General features: G+C 71.8%; 18 protein-coding genes. 5 read left to right on the top strand and 13 right to left on the bottom strand.

The features are described from left to right. Window positions 1–440: 440 nt before the first annotated feature. From ACZ6EM_RS30440 to ACZ6EM_RS30400, 9 genes are all read right to left on the bottom strand, one after another. Window positions 441–1,964, bottom strand: coding sequence for a CoA-acylating methylmalonate-semialdehyde dehydrogenase (locus ACZ6EM_RS30440; protein WP_359900672.1), 1,524 nt, complete (start codon window positions 1,962–1,964; stop codon window positions 441–443). Between the two features lie 223 nt (window positions 1,965–2,187). Next, window positions 2,188–2,961, bottom strand: coding sequence for a nucleotidyl transferase AbiEii/AbiGii toxin family protein (locus tag ACZ6EM_RS30435; protein WP_401049945.1), 774 nt, complete (start codon window positions 2,959–2,961; stop codon window positions 2,188–2,190). 115 nt (window positions 2,962–3,076) lie between these two features. After that, window positions 3,077–3,508: a bifunctional DNA primase/polymerase gene (locus ACZ6EM_RS30430; protein ID WP_401049942.1), complete on the bottom strand. Its 432-nt coding sequence runs from the start codon at window positions 3,506–3,508 to the stop codon at window positions 3,077–3,079. 134 nt (window positions 3,509–3,642) lie between these two features. Further along, complete coding sequence (locus ACZ6EM_RS30425) at window positions 3,643–5,037, bottom strand: NAD(P)/FAD-dependent oxidoreductase (RefSeq protein ID WP_359900663.1); 1,395 nt, start codon at window positions 5,035–5,037, stop codon at window positions 3,643–3,645. Window positions 5,038–5,099: 62 nt separating this feature from the next. Beyond that, the gene (locus ACZ6EM_RS30420) at window positions 5,100–5,903 is read right to left on the bottom strand and encodes an ABC transporter permease (RefSeq protein WP_359900660.1); all 804 of its coding nucleotides are present in this window, start codon (window positions 5,901–5,903) and stop codon (window positions 5,100–5,102) included. Next, complete coding sequence (locus ACZ6EM_RS30415; RefSeq protein ID WP_465773717.1) at window positions 5,903–6,847, bottom strand: ABC transporter permease; 945 nt, start codon at window positions 6,845–6,847, stop codon at window positions 5,903–5,905. Before ACZ6EM_RS30415 ends, ACZ6EM_RS30420 begins: the two co-directional genes overlap by 1 nt. Then, the gene (locus ACZ6EM_RS30410) at window positions 6,844–7,986 is read right to left on the bottom strand and encodes an ABC transporter ATP-binding protein (RefSeq protein WP_465773716.1); all 1,143 of its coding nucleotides are present in this window, start codon (window positions 7,984–7,986) and stop codon (window positions 6,844–6,846) included. Before ACZ6EM_RS30410 ends, ACZ6EM_RS30415 begins: the two co-directional genes overlap by 4 nt. Window positions 7,987–8,026: 40 nt before the next feature. Next, complete coding sequence (locus tag ACZ6EM_RS30405) at window positions 8,027–9,277, bottom strand: polyamine ABC transporter substrate-binding protein (RefSeq protein ID WP_359900653.1); 1,251 nt, start codon at window positions 9,275–9,277, stop codon at window positions 8,027–8,029. 54 nt (window positions 9,278–9,331) lie between these two features. Further along, entirely contained in the window at window positions 9,332–10,843 is a 1,512-nt protein-coding gene (locus ACZ6EM_RS30400) for a gamma-aminobutyraldehyde dehydrogenase (RefSeq protein ID WP_401055981.1), read from the bottom strand. Window positions 10,844–11,095: 252 nt separating this feature from the next. Between ACZ6EM_RS30400 and ACZ6EM_RS30395 the strand changes: the two genes are divergently transcribed. Beyond that, window positions 11,096–12,748: a PucR family transcriptional regulator gene (locus tag ACZ6EM_RS30395; RefSeq protein WP_387693714.1), complete on the top strand. Its 1,653-nt coding sequence runs from the start codon at window positions 11,096–11,098 to the stop codon at window positions 12,746–12,748. 39 nt (window positions 12,749–12,787) lie between these two features. Here ACZ6EM_RS30395 and ACZ6EM_RS30390 read toward each other — a convergent pair whose 3' ends face one another. The 3 genes from ACZ6EM_RS30390 to ACZ6EM_RS30380 form a co-directional block, all read right to left on the bottom strand. Beyond that, a complete protein-coding gene (locus ACZ6EM_RS30390; protein WP_465773715.1) occupies window positions 12,788–14,005 on the bottom strand; it encodes a polyamine ABC transporter substrate-binding protein in 1,218 nt (405 codons plus the stop codon). Window positions 14,006–14,072: 67 nt separating this feature from the next. Continuing rightward, entirely contained in the window at window positions 14,073–15,431 is a 1,359-nt protein-coding gene (locus tag ACZ6EM_RS30385) for an aminotransferase class III-fold pyridoxal phosphate-dependent enzyme (protein ID WP_465773714.1), read from the bottom strand. Window positions 15,432–15,576: 145 nt separating this feature from the next. Next, window positions 15,577–17,052 carry a gamma-aminobutyraldehyde dehydrogenase gene (locus ACZ6EM_RS30380; RefSeq protein WP_465773713.1) on the bottom strand — a complete coding sequence of 492 codons (1,476 nt, stop codon included), beginning with the start codon at window positions 17,050–17,052 and terminating at the stop codon, window positions 15,577–15,579. 267 nt (window positions 17,053–17,319) lie between these two features. On the opposite strand from ACZ6EM_RS30380, the gene ACZ6EM_RS30375 reads away from it, so the two are divergent. The 4 genes from ACZ6EM_RS30375 to ACZ6EM_RS30360 all read left to right on the top strand — a co-directional run bounded on the left by ACZ6EM_RS30375 (window position 17,320) and on the right by ACZ6EM_RS30360 (window position 21,337). Next, entirely contained in the window at window positions 17,320–17,793 is a 474-nt protein-coding gene (locus tag ACZ6EM_RS30375) for an Lrp/AsnC family transcriptional regulator (RefSeq protein WP_030243538.1), read from the top strand. Further along, window positions 17,790–19,184, top strand: a complete 1,395-nt coding sequence (locus ACZ6EM_RS30370) for an aspartate aminotransferase family protein (protein ID WP_401048678.1) — start codon at window positions 17,790–17,792, stop codon at window positions 19,182–19,184. Before ACZ6EM_RS30375 ends, ACZ6EM_RS30370 begins: the two co-directional genes overlap by 4 nt. Before the next feature lie 235 nt (window positions 19,185–19,419). After that, window positions 19,420–20,175 (top strand): ABC transporter ATP-binding protein, encoded by a 756-nt coding sequence (locus ACZ6EM_RS30365; RefSeq protein WP_452180948.1) that lies wholly within the window; start codon window positions 19,420–19,422, stop codon window positions 20,173–20,175. Window positions 20,176–20,185: 10 nt separating this feature from the next. Beyond that, the gene (locus ACZ6EM_RS30360; protein WP_401048729.1) at window positions 20,186–21,337 is read left to right on the top strand and encodes a hypothetical protein; all 1,152 of its coding nucleotides are present in this window, start codon (window positions 20,186–20,188) and stop codon (window positions 21,335–21,337) included. Between the two features lie 19 nt (window positions 21,338–21,356). Here ACZ6EM_RS30360 and rlmN read toward each other — a convergent pair whose 3' ends face one another. Next, complete coding sequence (gene rlmN, locus ACZ6EM_RS30355; protein ID WP_359900630.1) at window positions 21,357–22,457, bottom strand: dual-specificity RNA methyltransferase RlmN; 1,101 nt, start codon at window positions 22,455–22,457, stop codon at window positions 21,357–21,359. Window positions 22,458–22,483: the final 26 nt, after the last annotated feature.

Raw genomic sequence — 22,483 nt, 5'->3', positions numbered from 1 at the left:
CCAGCGGACCCTCCGGGCTTCGTTCTTTCGTGTTTCCAGCTTATCAGATGTTTTCCGCTCCGTTTCCGGGGCTTCGTTCATCCAACTCGCCGGTGCCTTCCGGGGCTTGACGCCCTGTCCGACGTTTCAAACTCTAGCCGATCCTCGCTCCGAAAAGCGAATCCGACCGCAATCCGATAAAACGCGCACGCCGAATAAGCACCAGGTCGAGACGCGAAAGCGAAAACGACCGGCACGAACCGAGAAGTGGTGTTTCAAAGGATTGGCTGCCCCGGGACCGTCCGCGCAGACGCGTGTCCGGTGCTCCCAGCCAGGCAGCTCGAAGAACTGTACGCGCTTCGGCGGCGGGATGCAAACGTCGTGCAAAGACCGCTGGCCGGACCCCGGGGGGAGGGGTCCGGCCGGCGGAGCTGTGCGGCTCAGCTGTTGGAGCGGGCGGCTCAGCTGTTGGTGGGGAAGCCCAGGTTGATGCCGCCGTGCGACGGGTCCAGCCAGCGCTGGGTCACGGCCTTGCCCCGGGTGAAGAACTGCACGCCGTCCGGGCCGTACGCGTGGGTGTCGCCGAACAGCGAGGCCTTCCAGCCGCCGAAGGAGTAGTAGGCGACCGGCACCGGGATCGGCACGTTGATGCCGACCATGCCGACCTCCACCTCGAACTGGAAGCGCCGGGCCGCGCCGCCGTCGTTGGTGAAGAGGGCGGTGCCGTTGCCGTACGGGTTGGCGTTGATCAGCGCCAGCCCCTCCTCGTACGAGTCGACGCGCACGACCGAGAGGACCGGGCCGAAGATCTCGTCGTTGTAGACGGACATGCCGGGCTTCACGTGGTCGAACAGCGTGGGGCCGAGCCAGAAGCCGTCGGCCGTCGGGGAGCCGTTGCGGTCCTCGGCGGTGACCGGGTGCTTGCGGCCGTCCACGGCGAGCTCGGCGCCGTCGGCGACACCGGACTCCACGTAGGAGGTGACCTTGTCCCGGTGCTGGCCGGTGACCAGCGGGCCCATCTCGGAGTCGCCGTTGCAGCCCGGGCCGACCTTCAGGGTGGCGATCCGCTGCTTGATCTTCTCGACCAGCTCGTCGCCGATCGGGTCGACCGCGACCAGCACGGACACCGCCATGCAGCGCTCGCCGGCCGCGCCGAAGCCGGCGTTGACGGCGGCGTCGGCGGCGAGGTCGAGGTCGGCGTCCGGCAGGACCAGCATGTGGTTCTTGGCGCCGCCCAGGGCCTGCACGCGCTTGCCGTAGCGGGTGCCGGTCTCGTAGACGTAGCGGGCGATCGGGGTGGAGCCGACGAAGCTGACGGACTTGACGTCCGGGTGCTCCAGCAGGCGGTCGACGGCCACCTTGTCGCCGTGCACGACGTTGAAGACGCCGTCCGGCAGGCCGGCCTCCTTCCACAGCTCGGCGAGGAAGTTGGCGGCGGACGGGTCCTTCTCCGAGGGCTTCACCACGACGGTGTTGCCGGCCGCGATGGCGATCGGGAAGAACCACATCGGCACCATGGCCGGGAAGTTGAACGGCGAGATGATCGCGACCGGGCCGAGCGGCTGGCGGATCGAGTAGACGTCGACACCGGTCGAGGCCTGCTCGGTGAAGCCGCCCTTGATCAGCTGCGGGATGCCGCAGGCGTACTCCACGACCTCCAGGCCGCGGGCGATCTCGCCCAGCGCGTCGGAGTGCACCTTGCCGTGCTCCGCCACGATGATCGAGGCCAGTTCGTCGCGGCGGGCGTTCAGCAGCTCGCGGAAGGCGAAGAGCACCGTCGTCCGCTTCGCGATCGAGGCGTTGCGCCACTCGGTGAAGGCCGCGGCGGCGGCGGCCACCGCCTGGTCGACCTCGGCGATCCCGGCGAAGTCGACCTGGCCGGCGACCTGGCCGGTGGCCGGGTCGAAGATCTCACCCCGACGGGGGGCCGCACCGGCGGTGGCGACCGGCTTGCCGCTGATCCAGTGAATGATGTGCTTGCTCAAGGTCCGTCTGCCTCCGAAGTCCCGGGCGGCGTCCTGCCACCGGTCCGGTCTGGCGCCGCCCGCATGGGCCGGGCGCCGGGAAATCACGGGGCTACCGCGTTCGTCTTCCAGTCTGGTGGCCGTTTCGGTCCTGCTCAACGAACAGGCTGACGGGGATCGTGGATTCAGCCTTACAGGTCGTCCGGTCGCTCGGCCGAACGGGCGGCTCCACCGGGCCGGGGCCTCAGGCCTCCCCGTCCTCCGGCTCCTCCAGGTACGGGTCGTGCAGGCCGTCCGCCGCTTCGCGGGTCTCCAGCAGGTCCAGCCGCAGGTCCTGGGCCCAGGCGAGCGCCCAACGCTTCCGCCCGTCGACCTCCCCGGCCGGAACGCCCCGGGCGCGGAACCGCCCGTCCGCCGCGTCGGCGAGCGTCTCCAGTCGGTCGGCCAGTGCCGTGGGCTGGAAGTCCGGGTCCAACTCCCCTGCCAGTGCGATCAGTTCGCCCTCGCGGTAGCAGCGGGTGAGGGCGTGGACGTCGATCAGGTCGCGCGGCATGCCCCGGTCCACGAGGAGCGCGGTGCTCAGCGCGGCCGCGTCCTCCAGGGCGACGACCGGCAGCACCACCGGCGGCTCGTCCGGCCCGGGCGCACCGAGGTCGAGGCGGACCGGGCGGTGGCCCAGCGGCTCCTTGCGCAGTTCCACCGAGTGCGACCGCCCGCCGAGCGCCAGCCGGACGGTGAGCTGCTCCAGCCGCGGCGTGCCCGGCCGCTCGACGGCCTCCCCGCCCGCGGCCCGGTACGCCTCGCGCAGCGCGGCGGCCACCTCCGGCAGGTCGGCGCCGCCGGTGGCCAGGGTCAGCCCGTCCTGCGGGCAGGCCGCGACGCCGTGGGCGCGCAGCGCGTGCCCGCCGGCCAGCGCGAGGCCGTACCGGTCGCAGACTGGTGCGGCCGCGGCGGCCAGGCGCAGCTGGGCGGGGCCCGGGCGGAGGGACGCGTCGACGGCGTGCGGGACGGTGGTCACGCCTCCAGTCTGACGCGACCGCCGTCCCGGCGCGCCACCACCGCCGGGCGCCCCCGCGCGCCCCGGGGCGCCGGGGCTCCTCCGGGTGCGCCACCACAGCCGGGCCCCCGGAGGCTCACCAGCCGCTGAGCGTCGCCGCCGCCTCGTGCAGGGCGAGCTCCAGCAGCATCGGGTCGTTGAGCCGCCCGGAGCCGTCCGGCGGGACCAGCCAGCGCACGCCCCGGCTGCTGCGCCCGGGGGGCGGCACGACGATCCAGGCGCCCTCCCCCGCACCGCGCACACCGGTGCCGATCCAGCGGGCCGCCGTGCCGACGGGCACCAGGAAGCTGACCTGCTCGCCCCCGAAGTCGGTGAGGACCGGGCCGCGGGTGCGCGGGTCCGTGATCTCCAGGGCCGGGTGCCCGAGCCGCCCGGGGACGGAGAGGACGTCCCAGCGTCGGCCGGCCGGCAGCAGCACCAGGCCCGGCCCGGTGCGCTCCCACTGCTCCCGGAAGGACTCCGGGTCCGGTGCCGCCTGGGCGAGCCAGTGCAGTCCGGTGGTCTCCATGTCGTGTCCCCGCTTCTTGCCGTTCGTACTGTTCGGAGACGGCGGGAGGAACGGGACCCGCCGTCACCAAGGAGAGGCGGACGGCGGGTCCCGATTACACGACTATGGGGTGCCCGGTTGGCGGCGGTCGTGGTTCAGCTGTCGAAGCCGAGCCCCAGCCGGTCGAGGGTGCGCAGCCAGAGGTTGCGGTGGCCGCCGGTGCGGTCCGCCCGCTCCAGCGACCGCGTGGTGAGTTCGATCCCGGCCCAGCGCACCGGCTCGGGCGGGAACGGCAGCGGCTTGCTGCGCACCATGTCCAGGGAGGTGCGCTCGGTGCGCTCGCCTGCGAGCAGGTCGAGCATCACCTCGGCGCCGAAGCGGGTCGCGCCGACGCCGAGCCCGGTGTAGCCGACCGCGTAGGCGACCTTGCCGCGGTACCCGGTGTCGAAGAACGCCGAGAACCGGCTGCAGGTGTCGATGGCGCCGCCCCAGGCGTTGGTGAAGCGCAGGCCCTCCAGCTGCGGGAAGCAGCGGAAGAAGTGGTTGGCCAGGGTGCGGAAGGTCTCCGGCCGCTGGTCGTACTCGTGCCGGACGTGGCCGCCGAAGTGGTAGACCGCGTCGTAGCCGCCCCAGAGGATCCGGTTGTCGGCGGAGAGCCGGAAGTAGTGGAACTTGTTGGCGCTGTCGCCGAGGCCCTGCCGCCCGCGCCAGCCGATCGAGGCGAGCTGCTCGTCGTCGAGCGGCTCGGTCATCAGGGCGTAGTCGTACACCGGGACGATGTAGGGGCGGACCCGCTTGAGCAGCGACGGGAAGACGTTGGTGCCGAGGGCGACCTTGCGGGCGAAGACCCGGCCGTACGGGGTGCGGACGGCCATGCCGCTGCCGTGCTCCCGCAGGTCGGTGGCCCGGGTGTGCTCGAAGATCCGCACGCCCTGGCCCAGGCAGGCGTCCTTGAGGCCCCAGGCGAGCTTGGCGGGGTGGACCATCGCCACGCCCTCCTTGTCCCAGAGGCCGCCGAGGAAGGTCGGCGAGTTCACCTCGGCGCGCAGCTGGTCGGCGTCCAGGACGGTGATGTCGAAGCCGTACCGGGCGACCGCCTCGGCGATCTCGTGGAGCTCCTCGACCTGGTGGGGCTGGGTGGCGACGTCGATCTCGCCGGTGCGCTCCCACTCGGCGTCGATGCCGTAGCGCTTGAGGGTGGCCTCGATGCCGTCGAGGTTGGCGGCACCGAGGCGTTCCAGTTGGGCCAGTTCGGACGGCCAGCGGTCCAGGCCGTTGCCGAAGCCGTGGGTGAGGCTGGCCGCGCAGAATCCGCCGTTGCGCCCGGACGCGGCCCACCCGACCTCGTTGCCCTCGACCAGCACGACGTCCAGCGAGGGGTCGCGTTCCTTGGCGATGAGGGCGGTCCACAGGCCGGAGTAGCCGCCGCCGACGACCAGCAGGTCGCAGGTGGTGTCGCCGACCAGGGCGGGCAGCGCCGCCGGCCGGCCGGGATCCTCCAGCCAGAAGGGGGTGGGCCTGGCGTCACTGAGTGCGCGGGCGGAATCCATGCATTATCAGCCACTTTCTACGAATAGATGACGTATGACGTGCCACCGCTGCCGACCGTACGTCAGGCGGTGGCCTTCCGGCGGTTGCCCAGCCACTGGCCGACGACGGTCAGCACCACGGCGGCGAGGAACATCGCGGTGCCGATGACGTTCACCTGCACCGGGATGCCGCGCTGCGAGGCGCCCCAGACGAACATCGGGAAGGTGACCGTGGTCGGCCCCGAGTTGAACTGGGTGATGATGAAGTCGTCGAAGGAGAGCGCGAAGCTGAGCAGCGCGCCCGCCGCGATGCCGGGCGCCGCCAGCGGCAGGGTGACCCTCAGGAAGGTCTGGGTGGGGGTCGCGTAGAGGTCCTGGGCGGCCTGTTCGAGCCTCGGGTCCATGCTCATCACGCGCGCCTTGACCGCCGTCACCACGAAGCTGAGGCAGAACATGATGTGCGCGATGAGGATGGTGGTGAAGCCGAACGGGATGCGCATGTTGAGGAAGAGCGTCCCGAGCGAGGCGGCCATGACCACCTCGGGCATGGCCATCGGCAGGAAGATCATCGCGGTGGTGGCCGAGCGTCCGCGGAAGCGGTAGCGGGCCAGTGCGAAGGCGACCATGGTGCCGAGCACGGTGGCGCCGATGGTGGCGAGCACCGCGATCTGCAGGCTGAGCGAGAGCGACTGGCACATGTCGGCCACGCCGCAGGGGTTGGTCCAGGCGTCGGTGGAGAACTCGTTCCACTCGTAGTTGAACTTGCCCACCGGCTTGTTGAACGAGAAGGCGAGCACGACCAGGTTGGGCAGCACCAGGTAGGCGAGGGCCAGCAGGCCGGCCAGCACCACCAGGCGGGCGCGGATCCACGTGAATATCCGGGACATCAGACCAGATCCTCCGTCCCGGCCTTGCGCATGTAGACCGTCACCATGCCCAGGATCAGGGCCATCAGGATGAAGCTCAGCGCGGCGGCCGTGGGGTAGTCGAGCACGTTCAGGAACTGCTTCTGGATGCCGTTGCCGACCATCTGCTCGCTCGGCGAGCCCAGCAGCTGGGCGTTGATGTAGTCGCCGGAGGCCGGGATGAAGGTCAGCAGGGTGCCCGCGACCACGCCCGGCAGCGAGATCGGGAAGGTGACCTTGCGGAAGGTGGTGAACGGCCGGGCGTAGAGGTCGCCGGCCGCCTCGTGCAGGCGCGGGTCGATCCGCTCCAGCGAGGTGTACAGCGGCAGGATCATGAACGGCAGGAAGTTGTAGGTCAGGCCGCAGACCACCGCGAGCGGCGTGGCCAGCACCCGGTCGCCGTCGGTGAGGCCGAGCAGGTTGGTGACGTCCAGGACGTGCAGCGCGTTCAGCGCGCCGACCACCGGGCCGCCGTCGGACAGGATGGTCTTCCAGGCCAGCGTGCGGATCAGGAAGCTGGTGAAGAACGGCGCGATGACCAGGATCAGGATGACGTTGCGCCAGCGCTTGCTCGCCTTGAAGGCGATCGTGTACGCGAGCGGGTAGCCGACGGCCAGGCAGAGCACGGTGGCGACGGCGGCGTAGGAGAACGAGCGCAGGAAGTGCCACTTGTACTCGACCAGGGCGTCCCAGTAGGTCGAGAAGTGCCAGGTGACCTTGAAGCCCTCTTCGAGCGAGCCGGTCTGCAGCGAGGTCGACCCCTGGTAGAGCATCGGGACGGCGAAGAAGATCACCAGCCAGGCGATGCCGGGCAGCAGCAGCCAGTACGGGGTGAGCTTGCGCTTCGGCCTGCGCTCCGCCAGTTGCGGGGAGCCGCCGTCGGGGGGTATCGCCCGGGACGGCGCGGCCGGGGTGGTGGCGGTCATGCGGCCTCCTCCCCGGTGCCCGCGTCGATCGCCTGTGCGGCGTCCAGGGCGAAGGAGTGCGCCGGGTTCCAGTGCAGCTGGACGGCGGCGCCGGGGACGATGCGGGCGTCGCGCTCCATGTTCTGCTCGAAGACGGTGACCTCCTGGCCGCCGTCGGTGCGCACCACGTACTGGGTGGAGACGCCGATGAAGCTGGAGTCGAGCACCGTGCCGGTCAGCCGGTTGCGGCCGTCGGCGACCTGCTCGGAGGCGTGGGTGATGGTGATCTTCTCCGGGCGCACGCCCAGGTGGACGCGCTTGGCGTCGGCGGTGCAGCGCGCCTTCGGCACGGCGAGGCGGGCGCCGGCCGCGCTGAGCAGCAGGTCACCGCCCTCGGTGCCGGTGACCTCGGCGGGCAGCAGGTTGGACTGGCCGAGGAAGTTGGCCACGAAGGTGGTGGCGGGGTTCTCGTACAGCTCGGCGGGGGCGCCCAGCTGCTCGACCCGGCCGCCGTTCATCACCGCGATGGTGTCGGCCATGGTCATGGCCTCCTCCTGGTCGTGGGTGACGTGCACGAAGGTGATGCCGACCTCGGTCTGGATCCGCTTGAGCTCCAGCTGCATCTGGCGGCGGAGCTTGAGGTCGAGCGCGCCGAGCGGCTCGTCCAGGAGCAGCACCTGCGGGTGGTTGATGAGCGCGCGGGCGACCGCGACGCGCTGCTGCTGGCCGCCGGAGAGCTGGTGCGGCTTGCGCCGGGCGTACTGGCCGAGCTCGACCAGCTCCAGCATCTCGTCGACCTGCTTCCTGACGTCCTTCCTGCCGCGCCGGCGCAGGCCGAAGGCGACGTTCTCGAAGATGTCCAGGTGCGGGAAGAGCGCGTAGCTCTGGAAGACGGTGTTCACCGGCCGCTTGTACGGGGGCAGGGCGGTGACGTCCTGGCCGCCGATCAGGACGGTGCCGCTGGTGGGCTCCTCCAGGCCGGCGATCATGCGCAGGGTGGTGGTCTTGCCGCAGCCGGAGGCGCCGAGCAGGGCGAAGAAGGAGCCCTGGGGGACGGTCAGGTCGAGCGGGTGGACGGCGGTGAAGGAGCCGTAGGTCTTGCCGATTCCGGTGAGCCGGACGTCGCCGCCGACGGCCGCGTCGCGCTGCTGGTCTGTCATGGGGTGGTGTCTTCCTGGGATTCTCTGCCGGGAGGTGGGGTCAGGCGCCGATGAGCTTCGAGAACTTCTGCTCGAAGTCGCTCTCCTCGCTCTCGGAGAGCGTGCGGAACACGTGCGCCTTGACCGCCATCTCGGGGGTGGGTACGACCAGCGGGTTGGCCGCGGTGTCCGGGGCGATGCCGGCGAGCTCGTCCTTCATCCCGGTGACGGCGGAGACGAAGCCGATGCCCGCGACCAGCTGCGCCGCGATCTTCGGCTGATAGTAGAAGTCGATCAGCTTCTCCGCGTTCGCCTTGTGCCGGGCCTTGGCCGGAACCAGCATGTTGTCGGTCGAGGCGATGTAGCCCTTCTCCGGGATGACGAACCCGATGTCCGGGTTGTCGGCCTGCAGTTGGATCAGGTCGCCGCCCCAGGCGATGCAGGCCGCGATGTCGCCGGCGGAGAGCTCCTGGCCGTAGTCGTTGCCGGTGAAGCGGCGGATCTGCTTGCTGTCGACGGCCTTCTGCAGCCGGGCGACCGCGCCGTCGTAGTCGTCGGCGGTGAACCTCGCGGTGTCCTTGCCCTGGTCCAGCAGGACCATCCCGATGCTGTCGCGCATCTCGGACAGGAAGGTCACCCGGCCCTTGAGGTCGGGGTCGTCCAGCAGCTGGGAGACGCTGGTGACCTCCTTGCCCCTGGTCGCCTTCCGGTTGTACGCGACGACGGTCTGGATGCCGGCCCACGGGTAGGAGTAGAGCCGCCCCGGGTCCCAGTCGGGCGCGCGGAAGCGCGCCTCGATGTTGGTGATCGCGGTGGTGACGTTCGCCGGGTTGAGCTTCTGCGCCCAGCCGAGCCGGATCAGCCGGGCCGCCATCCAGTCGGTGAGCACCATCAGGTCGCGGCCGGTGTCCTGGCCCGAGGCGAGCTGCGGCTTGACCTTGCCGAAGAACTCGACGTTGTCGTTGACGTCCTCGTTGTACTTGACCTTGATCCCGGTGGCCTCGGTGAAGGCGTCCAGGGTGCCGTGCTTCTCCTTGTCCTTCTCGTCCGTGTCCACGTACAGCGGCCAGTTGGAGAAGGCGACCTCCTTCTGCGTCCCCGAGAGGTCCTCGGCGGCGTTCGCGGTCGAGTCGCCGGTCGCCCGGGGGGCCGCCGGGATGCCGCAGGCCGCCAGGGTGCCCGCCCCGGCGGTCAGCGCGGCGGCGCGCAGCAGGGTGCGGCGGCCGAGCGCGGCCCGGCCGCTGGTCAGACTGCGTTCCCAGGCCCTGCGGACCGGTTCGGGCAGACCGTCGGTGAGCTCGTTGAACGCCATGGAACGGGCCTCCTGGGGGAGATGGGGTGTGGGGGCACCCGCTTGGGCCGGGGGTTATCTGTCTCCGAAGACGGTGCGGTGCCAGTCCTTGCGGGCCACCGCGGTGGTGTCGAACATGACGTGCTTCACCTGGGTGTACTCGTCCAGCGAGTACTGGGACATGTCCTTGCCGTAGCCGGACGCCTTGTAGCCGCCGTGCGGCATCTCGCTGATGATCGGGATGTGGTCGTTGACCCAGACGCAGCCGGCCGCGATCTCCCGGGTGGCGCGCAGCGAGCGGTGCACGTTGCTCGTCCAGGCGGAGGCGGCCAGCCCGTACGGGGTGTCGTTGGCCAGCCGCAGGCCCTCGTCGTCGCCGTCGAAGGGCAGCACGACCAGCACCGGGCCGAAGACCTCGCCCTGCACGACCTCGCTGTCCTGGGCCGCGCCGGTGATCAGGGTGGGCGGGTAGTACGCGCCCCGGGTGAGGTCGTAGCCGTCATGGCCCCGCTCCGGGACCCGGCCGCCGGTGACCACGGTGGCGTACGAGCGGGCGCGCTCCACGAAGCCGGCCACCCGGTCCCGGTGGGCGTACGAGACCAACGGGCCGAGGTCGGTGCGCGGGTTCAGCGGGTCACCGATCCGGATCGCCGCGAACAGCTCGGCCACCCCGGCCGTGAAGGCGTCGTACAGCGGGCGCTGGACGTAGGCGCGGGTGGCCGCCGTGCAGTCCTGGCCGGCGTTGATCAGCGAGGCCGCGACCGCTCCGTGCACCGCGGCGTCCAGGTCCGCGTCGTCGAAGACCACGAACGGGGCCTTGCCGCCGAGCTCCAGGTGGGTGCGCTTGACGCTCGCGGTGGCGATCTCGGCGACCCGCCTGCCGACGCCGGTGGAGCCGGTGAAGGAGACCATCGCGACGTCCGGGTGCCCGACCAGGTGCTCGCCCGCGGTGCGCCCGGCGCCGGTGACCACGTTGACCACGCCGTCCGGGATGCCCGCCTCGGTGCAGGCCCGGGCGAACATCAGCGAGGTCAGCGGGGTCAGCTCGGCCGGCTTGAGCACGATGGTGTTGCCCGCGGCGATCGCCGGGAGGATCTTCCAGGCGGCCATCTGCAGCGGGTAGTTCCACGGCGAGATCGAGCCGACCACGCCGACCGCCTCGCGCCGCACGTAGGAGGTGTGGTCGCCGGAGTACTCGCCGGCCGCCTTGCCCTCCAGGTTGCGGGCGGCGCCGGCGAAGAAGGCGGCGTTGTCGACGGTGCCGGGCACGTCGAACTCGGTGGCCAGCTTGACCGGCTTGCCGGTCTGCGCGGTCTCCACCCGGGCCAGGTCGTCGGCCGCCCCGGCCAGGACGGCGGCCAGCCGGGTGAGCGCCTCGGAGCGCGCGCCCGGGGTGGCCGAGGACCAGCCGGGCAGGGCGGCCCTGGCGGCGGCGACGGCGGTGTCCACGTCCTCGGCGGTGGCCAGCGCGACCTGCTCGACCACGCTGCCGTCGGCGGGGTTGACGACCCGGAAGGGGTCTCCGCTCCCCCGGGTCAGGCGGCCCGCGATGTACTGCGCGCCCGGGCCGAAGTCGGTCAGGTCCATCTGGTTCCTCCAAGTGCCGTGGTTCGACCGCTGCGGGGTCACGCGTCCGCGGTGGGGGTCTGCGGTCCCGCTGACCTTGCCTGCTGCGGGGTTGGGGTGACAAGGGTCACTTCGACAACCTCGGCGCGAAGGGCCTTACAGGGTGCAAGGGTGCGGGCAGGGCAACACCTCGTCGGGGGGATGGATGATTTACCTGACACTCTGATCACCCGGAGCCCCCGCTCCGGCCCCCACCGGCCCCGGAGGCCCGCGATGCTCCCCACCGTCGCCCGAGTCCTCGACCTGGACGTGATGCGGCGCGGCCTGCCCCAGGTGGTGGCCGGCGCCGACCACCTGGAGCGGCCGGTCCGCTGGGTCCACGTCAGCGAGCTGCCCGACGTCGCCGGGATGCTCCGCGGCGGCGAGCTGGTGCTGACCACCGGCATCGCCCTGCCCGAGGACCGCGAGGGCCTGGCCCGCTACGTGCGCGAACTGGACGAGGTCGGGGTGGCCGGCCTGGTCGTCGAGTTCGGGCGGCGCTACTTCGACTCGCTCCCCCGCGCCCTGGTCAACGCCGCCGAACAGCGCGGCCTGCCGCTGATCACGCTCCGCCGAGAGCTGCGCTTCGTCGCCGTCACCGAGGCCGTGCACGCCCTGGTGGTCAACGCCCAGCTGGAGCAGCTGAGGATCTCCGAGTCCGTCCACCAGGTCTTCAACGAGCTCGTGGTGGAGGGCGCCGAAGCGCCCGAGGTGATCCGCCAGGTGGCCCGGATGGCCGGCGCCCCGGTCGTCCTGGAGAACCTGGCCCACCAGGTGCTCGCCCACGACACCGCCGGGCGCCCGGAGGCCGAGGTGCTGGAGGACTGGGAGCGCCGCTCGCGCGGGGTCCGCCCCGCCGGGCGCACCGGCCACGACCCGCGCAGCGGCTGGCTGGTCACCGCCGTCGGCGCCCGCGGCCAGGACTGGGGCCGGCTGGTGCTGGTGCAGGAGCCCGGCCCGCTGCCCGAGGGCGAGGCCCACCCCCACGCCATGCTGCTGGAGCGCGGCGCCTCCGCGCTGGCCCTCAACCGGCTGGTGGTGCGCGACCGGGAGAGCCTGGAGCGGCAGACCCACCGCACCCTGCTGTCCGGCATCCTCACCCACGCCCTGACCGTCTCCGAGGCGGCACTGCGCGCCCAGGCCCTCGGCGTTCCGCTGGAGGGCCGCCGGCTGGTCGGCGTGGTGCTGCGGCAGCGGCGCGGACCGATCCCGGCCGCGCTGGAGGCCCAGGCCCGGCTGCGCGACTTCACCGAGCTGGCCGCCGGCGCGGTCCGGGCCTGCCGGCTGACCGCCCTGGTCGGCGCGCTGGACGACGAGGCCGTCGGCCTGCTGGTCGCGCTCGGCACCCAGCAGGACGAGCACGCCGCGCTGGACGCCCTGTCGGCCGCGCTGCGCCGGATGTCCGCCGAGGCCGGACGGGACGGCGGCGACCCGGCGGGCCCGGTGGTCGCCGTCGGCTCCTCGGTCGGCTCGGTGCGCGACGCCCGGCGCACCCTGCTGGAGGCCACCCAGGTCGCCGACGCCGCCCTGCACGACGCGCCCGGCGGCCGCAGCTCCTCCTACTACCGGCTGCCGGACGTCCGGCTGCGCGGCCTGCTCCACCTGCTGCGCGACGACGCCCGGCTGCAGACGTACGTGGAGCGGGAGCTGGGCCCGCTGCTGGCCCACGACGCCGAGCACAACGGCCAGTTGGTGCAGATGCTGCGGATCTACCTGGAGCAGGGCCGCAACAAGTCGGCCGCGGCGGACGCGGCGCACCTGTCCCGGCCGTCCTTCTACGACCGGCTGCACAAGGTCGAGCGGATCCTCGGCGTCGACCTCGACCAGGTGGAGTCCTGCCTCTCCCTGCACGTGGCGCTGCTCGCGCTGGACGCCGTCCGGCGCTGAGCGGGGCGCGCGCCCCGGGGCGGCGCCGGGCCCCGCGCGTCACACCCCGGTGATGCGTCCCCAGACCTTGTGCAGCTCGGGCCGCTCGGCCGAGGTGACGTCGCGCATGGTGTGCAGCCGGGCCCGCATCTCCTCGGTCGGGAACACCAGCGGGTTCTCGGCGAGTTCGGCCTTCTCCTTGTCGCCACTGGCCGCCAGCACCTCGCGGGCGGCCGGCACCGGGCAGATGTACTGGACGAACGCGGCGAGTTCTGCCGCCACCTCGGGCTGGTAGTAGTAGTCGATCAGCAGCTCGGCGTTGCGCTTGTGGGCGGCCCGGTTGGGGATCATCAGGCTCTCCGCCCACAGCTCGCCGCCCTCCTCCGGCACCACGAATTCGATGTCCGGGTTCTCGGCGGTCAGCTGGACGGCGTCGCCCGAGTAGGCCTGGCAGGCGAGCGCCGCACCGGAGGCGAGGTCGCTGGTGTAGTCGTTGCCGGTGAAGCGCCGGACGTGGCCGCTGTCGACCACCTTCTGCACCAGGTCCATCGCCTTGCGCGCGTCGTCGTCGCCGAACGTCGCGATGTCCGCGCCCTGGGAGAGCATCAGCAGCCCGAGTGCCTCGTCCAGCCCGGCGAACAGCGTGACCCGGCCCTTGAGGTCGGGCGCCCACAGGTCGGCGGTGGACCTGATCTCCCGGCCGAGCGCCTTGCGGTTGTAGGCGATGCCGGTGATCCCGGACTGCCAGGGCACGCTGCGCCTGCGCCCGGGGTCGAAGGCCGGGTCGGCGAGCTGCGGGTCCAGGTTGGCCGTGACGTTGGGCAGGTTGGCCCGGTCCATCGCCTGCACCCAGCCCAGCGAGACGTACCGCCCGGCCATCCAGTCGCTGATCACCATCAGGTCCCGGCCGGGGGCGGCGCCCTGGGTGAGCACCGGGCTGATCTTGCCGAAGAACTCGTCGTTGTCGTTGATGTCCTCGGTGTAGGTGACCTCGATCCCGGTCTTCTCGCCGAAGGCGTCCAGGGTCGGGCGCCCGCCCGCGTCGTCGGTGTCGATGTACTGGGTCCAGTTGGAGAAGGCGAGCCGCTTGTCGCTCTCCGAGCGGTCCGGTGCCGAGCGACGGTCCTCGGCCACGTACGCGGACGGGATGCCGCAGCCGGTCAGGGTGCCGGCGCCGAGCAGCGCGGCCCCGCCGAGCACGGAACGTCGGCGGATGCGTGCGGGCCCCTGCGGGCGGTCGGCGACGGAGCGACGGGTCGGGGTGGTGCTGCTGGGCATGAGCGGCCTTCCGGAGCGTGGGACGGCCCCGGGCACACGGGTGCTCGGGGCCGTCCTGGTAGGTACGTCAGACAGTGTGCGCGTCGGTGAGCGACAGCACCTCGTCCAGCACCGCGAGGCCGGTCTTGGCCTCCTCCTCGGTGACGGTGCACGGCGGGACGACGTGGAAGCGGTTCATGTTGACGAACGGCCAGAGCCCGCGCTGCTTGCAGGCGGCGGCCAGCTCGGCCATCGGCGCGTTGGCGGCGCCGGCCGCGTTGTAGGGCACCAGCGGCTCGCGGGTCGACCGGTCCTTCACCAGGTCGAGCGCCCAGAACACGCCGAGGCCGCGGACCTCGCCGATCGACGGGTGCCGCTCCGCCAGCTCGCGCAGGCCGGGGCCGAGCACGTTCTCGCCGATGTGCCTGGCGTTCTCGACGATGCCCTCCTCCGCCATCGTGTTGATGGTCGCCACCGCCGAGGCGCAGGCCAGCGGGTGGCCGGAGTAGGTGAGCCCGCCGGGGAAGGCCCGCTCGGCGAAGGTGGCCGCGATCTCGGCGCTGATCGCCACGCCGCCCAGCGGCACGTAGCCCGAGTTGACGCCCTTGGCGAAGGTGAGCAGGTCCGGGGTGACGCCCCAGTGGTCGGCGGCGAACCACTCACCGGTGCGGCCGAAACCGGCCATCACCTCGTCCAGGATGAACACGATCCCGTAGCGGTCGCAGATCTCCCGCACCCCGGCCAGGTAGCCCGCCGGCGGGACCAGGACGCCCGCGGTGCCGACCACGGTCTCCAGGATGACCGCCGCGACGGTGCCGGGCCCCTCGAACGCGATCACCTGCTCCAGGTGCTCCAGCGCGCGCTCGCACTCCTGCGCCTCGTTCTCGGCGTGGAAGTTGGAGCGGTAGGGGTACGGCCCCCAGAAGTGCACCACGCCGGAGACGCCGCCCTCGTTGGGCCAGCGCCGCGGGTCGCCGGTGAGGGCGATCGCGTTGGCGGTGGCGCCGTGGTACGAGCGGTAGGTGGACAGCACCTTCTGCCGGCCGGTGTGCAGCCGGGCCAGCCGGATGGCGTTCTCGTTGGCCTCGGCGCCGCCGTTGGTGAAGAAGATCTTGTCCAGGTCACCGGGGGTGCGCTCGGCGATCAGCCGGGCGGCCTCGCTGCGCGACTCGACCGCGAAACCGGGGGCGATGGTGCAGAGCTTCGCCGCCTGCTCCTGGATCGCGGCGACCACCCTCGGGTGCTGGTGACCGATGTTGGTGTTGACCAGCTGCGAGGAGAAGTCGAGGTAGCGGTTGCCGTCGTAGTCCCAGAAGTACGAGCCCTCGGCGCCGGCCACCGCGAGGGGGTCGATCAGTGCCTGGGCGGACCACGAGTGGAAGACGTGCGCGCGGTCGGCCGCCTTGACGGCCTGGCCGGTGGCTGAGTCAGCGGTGGGAATGCTCATGCCGGTAAGGCTAGGGCGGCCCGTCCCCGAAGGGCAGTTCCATCGTGTCAGCCGGTCGCGCCAACCGCCGACAGGATGCAAAGACACAGGGCCCGGGTCGAGAAGACCCGGGCCCATGGTCGGTTCAGCTGACTTATCAGCGCACTCAGATCGCGGTCATGACGTGCTTCACGCGGGTGTAGTCCTCGAAGCCGTACGCCGACAGGTCCTTGCCGTAGCCGGACTTCTTGAAGCCACCGTGCGGCATCTCGGCGACCAGCGGGATGTGGGTGTTGATCCAGACGCAGCCGAAGTCGAGGCGGCGCGACATCCGCATGGCGCGGGCGTGGTCCTTGGTCCACACCGAGGAGGCCAGCGCGAACTCGACGCCGTTGGCGTACGCCACGGCCTGGTCCTCGTCGGTGAACTTCTGCACGGTGATGACCGGGCCGAAGACCTCGTTCTGGATGATCTCGTCGTCCTGGTTCAGGCCGGAGACGACGGTCGGGGCGTAGAAGTAGCCCTTGTCGCCGACCCGGTGGCCACCGGCCTCGACCTTGGCGTGGGCGGGCAGCCGCTCGATGAAGCCGGAGACCTGCTTCAGCTGGTTGGCGTTGTTCAGCGGGCCGTACAGCACGTCCTCGTCGTCCACGCCGCCGGTCTTGGTCTCGGCCGCGGCCTTGGCCAGCGCCTCGACGAAGGCGTCGTGGATCGACTCGTGCACCAGCACGCGGGTGGCGGCGGTACAGTCCTGGCCGGCGTTGAAGTAGCCCGCCACCGAGATGCCCTCGACGGCCTCGGCGATGTCGGCGTCCTCGAAGACCACGACCGGGGCCTTGCCGCCCAGCTCCAGGTGGACGCGCTTGACGTCCTTGGAGGCGGACTCGGCGACCGAGATGCCGGCGCGCACCGAGCCGGTGATGGAGGCCATCGCCGGGGTCCTGTGCTCGACCATCAGCCTGCCGGTCTCGCGGTCGCCGCAGATGACGTTGAAGATGCCGGCCGGCAGCTCCAGCTCCTTGAGCACGCCGCCGATGATCTCGGCCAGCAGCACGGTGGAGGCCGGGGTGGTGTCGGAGGGCTTCAGCACGACGGCGTTGCCCGCGGCGATGGCCGGGGCGAACTTCCAGACGGCCATCATCATCGGGTAGTTCCACGGCGCGACCTGGGCGCAGACGCCGACCGGCTCGCGGCGGATGATCGAGGTCATCCCGTCCATGTACTCACCCGCGGCCTTGCCCTCCAGCATGCGGGCGGCGCCGGCGAAGAACCGGATCTGGTCCACCATCGGGCCGATCTCCTCGGAGAGGGTCAGCGCGCGGGGCTTGCCGGTGTTGCGCACCTCGGTGTCGACGATCTCGTCGGCGCGGGCCTCGACCGCGTCGGCGATCTTGAGCAGCAGCTTCTGGCGGGTGCTGGGGGTGGCGTCGCGCCAGATCGGGAACGCGGCGTCGGCGGAGGCCATGGCGGCGTCCACGTCCGCGGCGCCGGACAGCGGCGACGTCGCGTACACCTCGCCGGTGGTCGGGTCCACGATGTCGAGCGTGCGGCCGTCGGCCGCGTCGACGAACTCACCGTTGATGTAGTTGCGCAGCGCGCGAAGGTCGCTCACGGATCTCTCCTCGGTCTGGGCCTGCGGCATTGCAGATTCCGGCGCAATGGTACGTCGGCGGATCCGGCGTACGAAGGGTCCCGAGTGGCCGCGACCGGAGCGGCGCGGTCCACTGGTGGCGGTACGCGCAGCGGCCCTCGGGGTCGCGCGCGTACCGTGCCAGGGTAGCCGCACGACTGCCGGTATCGACAGGGCGAGCTCGCTTCAGCGATGAAATCCGCATGCGTTTTCCAAGATCACGACGAAATCAGCAGCTTCCAGCTTGCGAACACGGGAACGATCAGGCACAGTGGCCGCGTGGCCAACCGCGACCGGAACGCCAGCGTTCCCCTCGACGCCGCCTCCAAGGCGATCATCGAGCAACTCCAGGAGGACGGGCGCCGCCCGTACGCCGCCATCGGCAAGGCCGTCGGCCTGTCCGAGGCGGCCGTGCGGCAGCGCGTCCAGAAGCTGCTCGACCAGGGCGTGATGCAGATCGTCGCCGTCACGGACCCGCTCACCGTCGGCTTCACCCGCCAGGCGATGGTCGGAATCCGGGTCGAGGGCGACATCGAGCCCGTCGCCGACGCGTTGGCCGCCCTCGACGAGGTCGACTACGTCGTCTGCACCGCAGGCTCGTTCGACCTCCTGGCCGAACTGGTCTGCGAGGACGACGAGCACCTGCTCGAACTGATCAACAAGCGCATCCGCGCCCTTCCCGGCGTGCGGAGCACCGAGAGCTTCGTTTACCTGAAGCTCCGGAAACAGACCTACACCTGGGGCACCCGATGACAGCCGACCCGGCGCAGAAGGACCTTTCCAAGACCGCCTACGACCACCTGTGGATGCACTTCACCCGCATGTCGTCGTACGAGAACTCCCCCGTGCCGACGATCGTCAAGGGCGAGGGCACCTACGTCTGGGACGACAAGGGACGCAAGTACCTCGACGGCCTCGCCGGCCTGTTCGTCGTCCAGGCCGGCCACGGCCGTGAGGAGCTCGCCGAGGCCGCCGCCAAGCAGGCCAAGGAGCTCGCCTTCTTCCCGGTGTGGAGCTACGCCCACCCGAAGGCCGTCGAGCTGGCCGAGCGCCTGGCCAACTACGCCCCGGGCGACCTGAACAAGGTCTTCTTCTCCACCGGTGGCGGCGAGGCCGTCGAGACCGCCTGGAAGCTCGCCAAGCAGTACTTCAAGCTGACCGGCAAGCCGACCAAGTACAAGGTCATCTCGCGCGCCGTCGCCTACCACGGCACCCCGCAGGGCGCCCTGTCCATCACCGGCCTGCCGGGCCTGAAGGCCCCGTTCGAGCCGCTGGTGCCGGGCACCCACAAGGCCCCGAACACCAACATCTACCGCGCCCCGGCCTTCCTCGAGGGCCCCGACGGCACGGTCGACCCCGAGGCCTACGGCCGCTGGTGCGCCGACGAGATCGAGGTGGCCATCCTCAACGAGGGCGCCGAGACCGTCGCCGCCGTCTTCGTCGAGCCGGTGCAGAACGCCGGCGGCTGCTTCCCGCCGCCGCCCGGGTACTTCCAGCGCCTGCGCGAGATCTGCGACCGCCACGACGTGCTGCTGGTCTCGGACGAGGTCATCTGCGCCTTCGGCCGTCTGGGCACCATGTTCGGCGCCGACAAGTTCGGCTACCAGCCCGACATGATCACCTGCGCCAAGGGCATGACCTCGGGCTACTCCCCGATCGGCGCCACGATCATCTCGGACCGCCTCGCCGAGCCGTTCTACAAGGGTGACAACACCTTCCTGCACGGCTACACCTTCGGTGGCCACCCGGTCTCCTCCGCGGTGGCGCTGGCCAACCTCGACATCTTCGAGCGCGAGGGCCTGAACCAGCACGTGCTCGACAACGAGGCCGCGTTCCTGGGCACCCTGAACAAGCTGCGCGACCTGCCGATCGTCGGCGACGTCCGCGGCAACGGGTACTTCTACGGCATCGAGCTCGTGAAGGACAAGGTCACCAAGGAGTCGTTCAACGACGAAGAGATCGAGCGCGTCCTCTACGGCTTCCTGTCGAAGGCCCTCTTCGACAACGGCCTGTACTGCCGCGCCGACGACCGTGGCGACCCGGTCATCCAGCTGGCCCCGCCGCTGATCTCCGACCAGTCGACCTTCGACGAGATCGAGCAGATCCTGCGGACCAGCCTCACCGACGCGTGGGCGAAGATCTGATCCCCTGAGCCTTCTTCCCCACCCTCCGCCGAAGGGCGGCCCCGCTCCCCGCGGGGCCGCCCTTCGGCGTGCCCGGCCCGGTTTCCCACTCCCGGAACATCACAGTCGTACGACCAAACATGCCTGAATGCGGGTGATTTGCCCGTGATGGACCAGAGCGCCGCCACCGCGACCAGCCCCCGTCGTTCTAATCTGACGACTGTCATATCCCTGCGGCCACCCAGGATGGATCCTCATGTCAGCGGCACCGCCTGACAACGACGTGCTGTGGGCCCGAGGGATCGTCAAGTCCCATGACGGCACCCCCGCCCTGCGCGGCATCTCGATCGGCGTCCGCGAGGGCGAGGTGCTCGCCGTCACCGGCCCGCGCGGCTCCGGCAAGAGCACCCTGCTCGACTGCCTCTCCGCGCAGCTCCCGGTCGACGAGGGGGAGGTCTGGTTCAACAGCGCCCCCGTGCACACCCTCGCCCGGGCCGGCCGCGAACGGCTGCGCCGCGACCGCTTCGGCTTCGTCGGCTCCGAGCCCCACCTGGTGCCCGAACTGACCGCCCGGGAGAACGTCGCGCTGCCGCTGCTGCTCGCCGGGGCCGGCAACAAGGCCGCCTACACCGCCGCCGACGAGTGGCTGGAACGCCTCGACGTCGGCGACTGCGCCCGGCTGCGGCCGGAGCGCCTGCTCCAGAGCCACCGCCAGCGGGTCGCCGTCGCCCGCGCCCTGGCCCCGCTGCCGCCCGTCGTCTTCGCCGACGACCCCACCGCCCCGCTGCACCGCGAGGCCGCCGACCAGGTCATGCGGATACTGACCAGCGCGGCGCGGTCCCACCAGCTCACCCTCGTCCTGGCCACCCACGACCCCGAGCTCGTCCGGTTCGCGGACCGCGCCGTCGCCCTCGTCGACGGACGGCTCACCGCCCCCGCCGCACCCGTCCCCCGCGGCATCACCGCCCCCGGGGCCGCCGGAGCGCCCGCCGTCACGGCCACCCGCCGCTGAAAGGGTCGACGTGTTCTATCTCCGTCTGGCCCGGGGCTACCGGGTGCCCGACCTCGGCCGCTGGCTGCTCACCGCAGCGGCCGCCGCCGTGGTCGCCGCCTTCCTGCTGCGCTCCCTCGGCCGGGCGATGAGCGAGCAGATCGGCGGCGCCGACCCGCTGGTCCGGCTGCTCTGGTGCCTGCCCCCGCTCGCCGCCCTCGCCTGGTTCGCGGCCGTCGCCGCCCGCGCGGTGCCCGCCCGCCGGCCCGAGCGGATCGCCGGCCTCACCGCCGCCGGGGCCGGCTCCCGCCGCATCCGGACGCTGATCGCCGGCGAGGTCGCACTCGCCTGCACCCTCGGCAGCGTGCTGACCCTGCTGCTCTTCCTGGTGCTGCGCAACGACGTCGCCGGACCCGCGCTCGCCGCCGACCTCGGCATGGGCGTGCCGCTGCCGCCCGCCGCGCCCCTCACCCTGCTCGCCCTGGTCCCGCTCACCGCCGCCGGCGCCGCCGCCTGCGCGGTCTCCGTCACCGACACCCTGCCCGGCGGCCGCACCCCCGCCCCGACCGGCTTCGGCGTCTGGCGGATCGCCCTCGCGACCGGGCTGGGCGTGATCGGCGCCGCGCTCGAACTCATCGCCCTGCGGCCCGGAGCCGCCGTCGACGGCCGTCCGATCCACCTGCCCGCCGGGCTCGGCTCCACCAGCACCGCCGCCCTCTTCGGCTGGGCCGCCAGTGCGCTCGGCCTCGCGCTGCTCACCGGCCCGCTGCTGGCCTGGGCCGGGCGGCTGCTCGCCGTCGGGCGGCCCACCCCGCTGCGGCTGCTGGCCGGGCGCGGCCTCACCGCCCAGGCCCGCCGGCTCGGCGCGCCGCTGGCCGTGCTCACCCTCGCCGTCGCGCTGGTGCTCACCACCGTCCGCTACTGGATCGGCACGCCCGACAGCGCCGACGCGCTGCCCGCCGTCGAGGCCTGCCTGGTCCTCGGCTGCGCGGCCGCCGCGGTGGTCAACCGGCTCGCCGAGGTCCGTACCGACCGACGCGGGGTCACCCACGCGCTGCTGCGCCTCGGCACCTCGCCCCGACTGCTGTTCGGCGCGGTGGCGCTGCGCACCCTCGCGGTGGGCAGCACGCTGCTGCTGACCGGCGGGGCGACCGCCGCACTGGCGGCCGCCGGACTCCGGTAGCGGTCTCCCGGAGCGGGCCTCAGCCCGCCGCGGCGAGCTGGCCGCAGGCGCCGTCGATCTCCTGGCCACGGGTGTCGCGGACGGTCGTCGGCACGCCGTGCGACTGGAGGCGGCGGACGAACTCGCGCTCGTCCTCGGGCCGGGAGGCCGTCCACTTGGACCCGGGGGTCGGGTTCAGCGGGATCAGGTTGACGTGCACCCGACGGTTCTTGATCAGCCGGCCGAGCAGGTCCGCCCGCCAGGCCTGGTCGTTGATGTCCTTGATCAGCGCGTACTCGATGGAGATCCGGCGGCCGGACTTCTCCGCGTAGTTCCACGCCGCGTCCAGCACCTCGGCGACCTTCCAGCGGGTGTTCACCGGCACCAGCTCGTCGCGCAGCTCGTCGTCCGGGGCGTGCAGCGACAGCGCCAGGCGGCAGCTGAGGCCCTCGTCGGCGAAGCGGTGCATCGCCGGGACGAGACCGACGGTGGAGACCGTGATGCCGCGCTGGGACAGGCCGAAGCCGTCCGGCGCCGGGTCGGTCAGCCGGCGGATCGAGGCCAGCACCCGGTTGTAGTTGGCCAGCGGCTCGCCCATGCCCATGAAGACCACGTTGGACAGCCGCGCCTCGCCGCCCGGGATCTCCCCGGTCTTGAGCGCGCGCATCCCGGCGGCGATCTGCTCGACGATCTCGGCGGTGGACAGGTTGCGGGTCAGACCGGCCTGGCCGGTGGCGCAGAACGGGCAGTTCATGCCGCAGCCGGCCTGCGAACTGATGCACATGGTGACCCGGTCCGGGTAGCGCATCAGCACGGACTCCACGAGCGTGCCGTCGAAGAGCTTCCAGAGCGTCTTGCGGGTGGCGTCGTCGTCGCAGGAGACGTGCCGGACCACCGACATCAGCTCGGGCAGCAGGCTCCCGGTGAGCTTCTCCCGGCTGGCGGCGGGGATGTCCGTCCAGCTCGCCGGGTCGTTCGACATCCGGCCGAAGTAGTGGTTGGAGAGCTGCTTGGCGCGGAACGGCTGCTCGCCCAGCTCGGCGACGGCCTCCTTGCGCTCGGCGGGGCTCAGGTCGGCGAGGTGTCGCGGGGGCTTTGCGCCGCGCGGCGCGACAAAGGTGAGTTCTCCGGGCTTAGGCATGGTTGTTCCAGTGTCGCAGACGCGCG

This window comes from Kitasatospora sp. NPDC041917, from assembly GCF_055589745.1.
Note: the sequence above shows the minus strand (reverse complement) of the source record. Positions and strands in the feature narration are given on the sequence as shown.